Source organism: Streptomyces carpinensis (genome assembly GCF_002154505.1).
GTDB classification, from domain to species: Bacteria; Actinomycetota; Actinomycetes; order Streptomycetales; family Streptomycetaceae; genus Streptomyces; species Streptomyces carpinensis.
Map to the genome: position 1 here is coordinate 1 of NZ_MUBM01000569.1, position 5,628 is coordinate 5,628.

The 5,628-nt window shown below is 72.0% G+C and carries 4 protein-coding genes; all 4 read right to left on the reverse strand.

Going from position 1 to position 5,628, the window contains the following annotated elements; genetic code table 11:
- A partial coding sequence (locus BZY54_RS46180; protein ID WP_086731314.1) for a hypothetical protein occupies positions 1-487 on the reverse strand: 487 nt, incomplete at its 3' end.
- 95 nt (positions 488-582) lie between these two features.
- Positions 583-3,036, reverse strand: coding sequence for a dolichyl-phosphate beta-glucosyltransferase (locus BZY54_RS46185; protein ID WP_086731315.1), 2,454 nt, complete (start codon positions 3,034-3,036; stop codon positions 583-585).
- The gene (locus BZY54_RS46190; protein ID WP_086731316.1) at positions 3,033-3,734 is read right to left on the reverse strand and encodes a GntR family transcriptional regulator; all 702 of its coding nucleotides are present in this window, start codon (positions 3,732-3,734) and stop codon (positions 3,033-3,035) included. Before BZY54_RS46190 ends, BZY54_RS46185 begins: the two co-directional genes overlap by 4 nt.
- Before the next feature lie 134 nt (positions 3,735-3,868).
- Positions 3,869-5,224, reverse strand: a complete 1,356-nt coding sequence (locus BZY54_RS46195; protein WP_086731317.1) for an aspartate aminotransferase family protein — start codon at positions 5,222-5,224, stop codon at positions 3,869-3,871.
- Between the last annotated feature and the right edge of the window lie 404 nt (positions 5,225-5,628).

Below are 5,628 nucleotides of genomic sequence, written 5' to 3' on the forward strand. Positions count from 1 at the left end.
GGGGGTTGGCCGGGTCGATGCCGATGGCCGGGGCGACGTACTCCAGCTCGCGCAGCAGGCCCTGGGAGGAGCCCAGCGGGCCGCCGCCGGCCAGGAGTTCCTCGTTGGACAGCGGCTGGGGAAAGTCCAGGGGGACGTACGCGCCCGCGTGGTCGTAGTGCCAGACCAGGTGCGACTGCTGCGCCGTCGATTCGAACATCTCCAGCAACTGCTCGTAGTCGCCGCCCAGTTCGTCGACCGGGGTCAGCGGCAGGCCGCAGACCTGGAGGAGGTAGGAGCGGCGCAGGAAGTGCAGCGCGTCGTAGTCGAAGCCGGCCACCGGCGCGACCTCCCCGGACAGGCCCGGCATGTACTGGTACACCGGCACCGGCGGGAGCCCGTGCTCGGCCAGCACCTTGTTGTACTGCGCGAGTTCCTCGGCGAACGGGTTGTCGGGGGTGTGGCACAACACGTCGACGAGCGGTACCAGCCACAGGTCACAGGCCAAAGAGGGCTCCTCATTCAGCGCGAAGCACGGCGGTCGGGGAAGGGAACGGACCAGGAAGGGATGGGTAGGGGAAGGGTAGTCGGTGCGGCCCCGGGTCAGCTCCCCTCGTGCAGATCCCATACCCACACCCCGCCGGTCCACTTCCCCGGACGGCCCACCAACGCGGTGACGGCCTTGCGCAGCGGTCCGTCGTTCGGCTGCGGGGCGAGGACCAGGACGCCCGCGTGCCAGTAGGCGAAGTCCTGTCCGGCCTGGTCCCGCCAGTTCTTGCCGATGGCGGGTACCACGCCCGTGTAGCGGACGTCCCGCAGCAGATTGGAGGTGTAGCGGGGGGAGGCGCCGTAGATGCCGATGCGGTCGGGGCCCCAGGGGCCGTTGTAGTAGCCGCCGGGGAGCTTGAAGCCGAGGTGGGCCGCGGTCTGCCAGTGCAGGGCCTCCGCCGCACCGGGGTCGGGCAGCGGCACCGGGACGAGTGACTCGCCGTCGCGGACGTGCGACTTCCACATGCCGTCCGCGATGAACTCCGGCACGGGAGCGCGGTCCACCGCCTTCAGCGGGGCGGGGACCAGCGGCAGCAGTGCGAGCGCGACGGCCAGCAGACCGGCGTAGAGCGTGCCGACCCTGCGGGTCGTCGACAGCCGGGCCAGGGCGACGGCGAGGAGCATGCCGAGCGCGGGGGCGCAGATCATCGCGACCCGGCCCTCGATGACCGACTCGAAGAGCGGCTTGTGGGCGAGCAGGGCCCACGGGCCGGGGTAGACCGTGTCGGTCATCGGCAGGCGGAACTTCGGGCCCAGCGAGAGGACCGCCGCGCCGACCGCCGTCACCGCCAGCGCCTTCACCAGGGTCTGCTCCCACAGCCGTACGACGATCCCGAAGGCGAGCAGGACCAGCGGCCAGCCGTAGAAGGCGTTCTGCTCGGTGGGATTGAGGGAGAGGGCGTTCGCCCGCTGCGCGTCGCCCGCGAACAGGGAGCGCTCGGCGAAGGAGAGCAGAGCCAGGGGGCTGTTGCCCGCGTTGTCGCCGTGCAGGACGCTCCGGTAGCTCTGCGGGCCCGCGAACTGCCAGTACAGCGGAAAGACGACGATCGGCAGGCAGACGGCGCCGGCGATCAGCAGGCCCTTCAGCAGCGGCCGCCAGGCCGCCCTCGCCGCCTCCCGGTTCGCCGCCCCGTACGCGGCGGCGAACAGGGTCATGCCGATCGCCGCGAGCAGCAGCGGCTCCTCGCCCAGGAAGATCTGGTACGTCGTCAGCAGCCCCAGCACGATCCCGTCCCGACGGACACGGGTGCCCTCGCACAGCCGCAGCGCGCGGTCGACGATCAGCGGGATCATGAAGAGGATCACGAAGTTCGGGTGCGCGTTGGCGTGGCTGACCATCGGCGGGGCGAACGCGGCCAGCGAGGCGCCGACGAAGGCCGCTCCCCGGTGCCGTACGACCCGTTTGACGATCAGCCAGTACCAGGCGGCGGCCGTCGCGGCCAGGCCCACAGTCATGCAGACGCTGAGCGAGACCGCCGGACCGAAGGCGAGCGTGACCGGGGCGAAGGGGACGGACAGGCCCAGCATGACCGTGTTGGCCATGAGGTTCACGCCGTCGGGAAAGCCCTGGAGGTCGGTGAAGAGGGGGTTGCGCAGGTGGGCCACGCTGTCGGCGGTGACCGCGAAGAACCACTCCCACTGGTTCTGGTCCTGCAGGGAGTCGGGGAGGTAGCGGTGGCCGGGGCCGACCAGTCGGCCGGAGTACAGAACCACCGCCATCACCAGGAACCCGAGGACGGCGAGGAGGTCTGCGGGCCGGGCGGAGCGTGCCTTGAGGCGGGCGAGCTCGGCGAGGACCCGGCCGTAGTCGAGCGGGCCGACCTTGGAGCCGGACTGGTGGGACCAGCGGACCGGGACCTCGGCGACGGGCCAGTCGGCGCGCCGGAAGTGCTGGAGGACCTCCACGTCGATGCCCCAGCCGTTGAGCCGGGAGGCGGCGAAGGCCGTGCGGGCCCGGTCGCCGTCGAAGAGTTTGAAGCCGCACTGGGTGTCGCGTATGCCGGGCACCGCGACACGGCGTATCAGGACGTTCCCGGCGCGGCCCAGCAGCTCGCGCACCCGGTGCTGGTGGCTGCCTATCGTCGCGCCGGGCACCGAACGGGAGCCGATCGCGGCGGCGCTGCCCTCGCCCATCGCCTTGTCCAGCCGCTCCAGCTCCTCGATGGGGGCGGCGAGGTCGGCGTCGGTGACCAGCACGCGCCGGCCGCGGGTGGCGCCGACGCCCAGCCGCAGGGCGTGGCCCTTGCCGCGGTTGCGCCCGCCGCCGACGAGCCGGACACGCGGGTCCTGGCGGACGTCGACGAGGTCGCCGGTGCCGTCGGTGGAGCCGTCGTCGGCGACGACGATCTCCCACGTGCCGAAGCGGCTCTCGTTGTCGCTCAGGTACGTGGTGACGGCGTCCAGGGTGGGGCCGAGACGCTCGTGCTCGTTGTAGGCGGGTATCACGACCGACAACTCGACCGGCGCTGCGACGGACGGCTCCGCCGCTCCGGGGACAGCTCTGCTCATGCGCCGGCCAGCCGATCGACCAGCGCGAGGGAGTGCGCGTTGTACGCGGCGACGATCGAGCGGGCGGCCGGGGTGTCACGTCTCGCGAGTGCGTCGACGAGTTCGGTATGGCCGGACCACAGCACACCGCGCAGGTCGCTGAGCCGGCGCAGGTGCTGCACCGCGCACACCCAGGACTGCACGCGCAGCCGGTGCAGGAAGTCGGCGAGATAGGAGTTGCCGAACAGGGCGCTGAGCTCGCGCCAGAAGCGCAGGTCGTAGCCGATCAGCACGGTCAGGTCACCGGCGGTGGCCGCGCGCTGGGCCTCCTCGCCTCGCCGGCGCACCCCGGCGAGGGTGGCCGCCGTCCGCGCGTCGAGCGGGTCGCGCAGGACTGCCCCGCCGTCGACCAGGGCCTGGAACATGCTGTCCGTGACCAGGCTGCGGGCCTCGATCATCTCGCGGAAGTCGGCCGGCGAGTACTCGCGCACATGGAAGCCGCGGTGCTGGTCGGCCTCCAGCAGGCCCTGCGCGGACAGATCGACGAGCGCCTCCCGCACCGGGGTCGCCGACACCCCGTACTGCTCGGCGATCTCCTTCACCGTGAACTCCTGCCCCGGCTGCAGCCGCCCGGCCAGCACCTCGTCCCGAAGCGCGTCAGCGATCTGCTGCCGCAGGGTGCTGCGCGTCACGGCTCCGGTGCCGCTGATGCCGGGCATGGTCGGGGCGTCTCCCTTGCGCGTGCGGTGGTGTGCTCGTCAACGTACGTACGTCTACGAGCACGCCACCTTACGCGTTCGGGTTCCACGGCCCGCCTGTTGAGGCGGAAGACCGGTGCCCCGGAGCCGGCGGGCTACTCCGTGTGCTCGTCGGCCACGGACAGCGCGGCGTCCAGGGCGGCCAGGCCCTCCTTCAGCTCGGCCTCGGTCGCGTTGCACGGCGGGACGACGTGCGTGCGGTTCATGTTCACGAAGGGCCACAGGCCGTGGGCCTTCGCGGCGGCGGCGAAGGCCGCCATCGGCGCGTTCGCCTCCCCGGCCGCGTTGTACGGCACCAGCGGCTCGCGGGTCTCGCGGTTCTTCACCAGCTCCAGCGCCCAGAACATGCCGACGCCGCGCACGTCGCCGACGCTCGGGTGCCGCTCGGCGAGTTCCCGCAGCCCCGGCGCCACGACCTCGGCGCCGAGCCGCCGCGCGTTCTCGACGACGCCCTCCTCGGCCATCACGTTGATCGTCGCGACGGCCGCCGCGCACGCCAGCGGGTGCCCGGAGTACGTCAGGCCACCGGGGTAGGCCCGCTTGCCGAACGTCTCCGCGATCCTCCCGGAGATCGCCACACCGCCCAGGGGAACGTAACCCGAGTTCACGCCCTTGGCGAAGGTCATCAGGTCCGGCACGACGTCGAAGAGCTGCGCCGCGAACCACTCACCGGTCCGCCCGAACCCGGCCATCACCTCGTCGAGGATGAACACGATCCCGTACTTGTCGCACAGCTCCCGCACCCCGGCGAGATAGCCGGGCGGCGGCACCATGATCCCCGCGGTGCCCGGGATCGTCTCCAGGATGATCGCGGCGATGCTCGCCGGCCCCTCGAAGGCGATCGTCGTCTCCAGGTGCTCGAGGGCCCGGGCGCACTCCTGCTCCTCGGTCTCGGCGTAGAAGCGGGAGCGGTACAGGAAGGGCGCCCAGAAGTGCACGACACCCGACGTGCCGTTGTCGGAGGCCCAGCGGCGCGGGTCGCCGGTGATGTTGACGGCCTGCTGCGTGCCGCCGTGGTACGAGCGGTACGCCGACAGCACCTTCGGCCGGCCGGTGTGCAGCCGCGCCATCCTGACCGCGTGCTCGACCGCGTCCGCGCCGCCGTTGGTGAAGAAGATCTTGTCCAGGTCGCCCGGGGTCCGCTCGGCGATCAGCCGGGCCGCCTCCGAGCGCGCCTCGACGGCGAACGCCGGCGCGAACGTGGCCAGCGTCGCGGCCTGCTCCTGGATCGCGGCGACGACCTTCGGGTGCTGGTAGCCGATGTTGGTGAAGACGAGCCCGCTGGAGAAGTCCAGGTAGCGCCTGCCGTCGTAGTCCCAGAAGTACGACCCTTCGGCGCCGGCCACGGCCAGCGGGTCGATGAGCTCCTGCGCGGACCAGGAGTGGAACACGTGCGCCCGGTCACCGGCCTTCACGGCGGCACCGGCCTCGGGGTTCGGCTGGGGGCTCAGCGGGTGCTGAGAGGGCTGAGGGGTCATGCGGGCGAGCGTAAATGTCCGGGATGCGGACGCGGCATGGGCGTCCTGTCTGCGCTCGCGGGGATTCCGCGACAGGTTGTCGGCCGACGGCGGCCCCGCAGGGGGTGGGCACTGCCTCCGTGATGCGCCGGTACGACCCGTGGGGCGTGGCCACTGCCTCCGCGACGCACCAATACGGCGGCGCGGGCCCGCCGTTACGGAACCGTAGGCACAGGGCCGCTCCGCCGCCGCGGGTCGCCGCACTATCCTCAGGCTGTTGCACAGGGGTGTATCGGGGGATGTCGGACATCGGGGGGAGGCGGTTCCGCCATGGAGAAGCTCGGGCCTGGCGATCCGCAGCAGATCGGGGCGTACCGGCTGCTGGCGCGGCTGGGGGC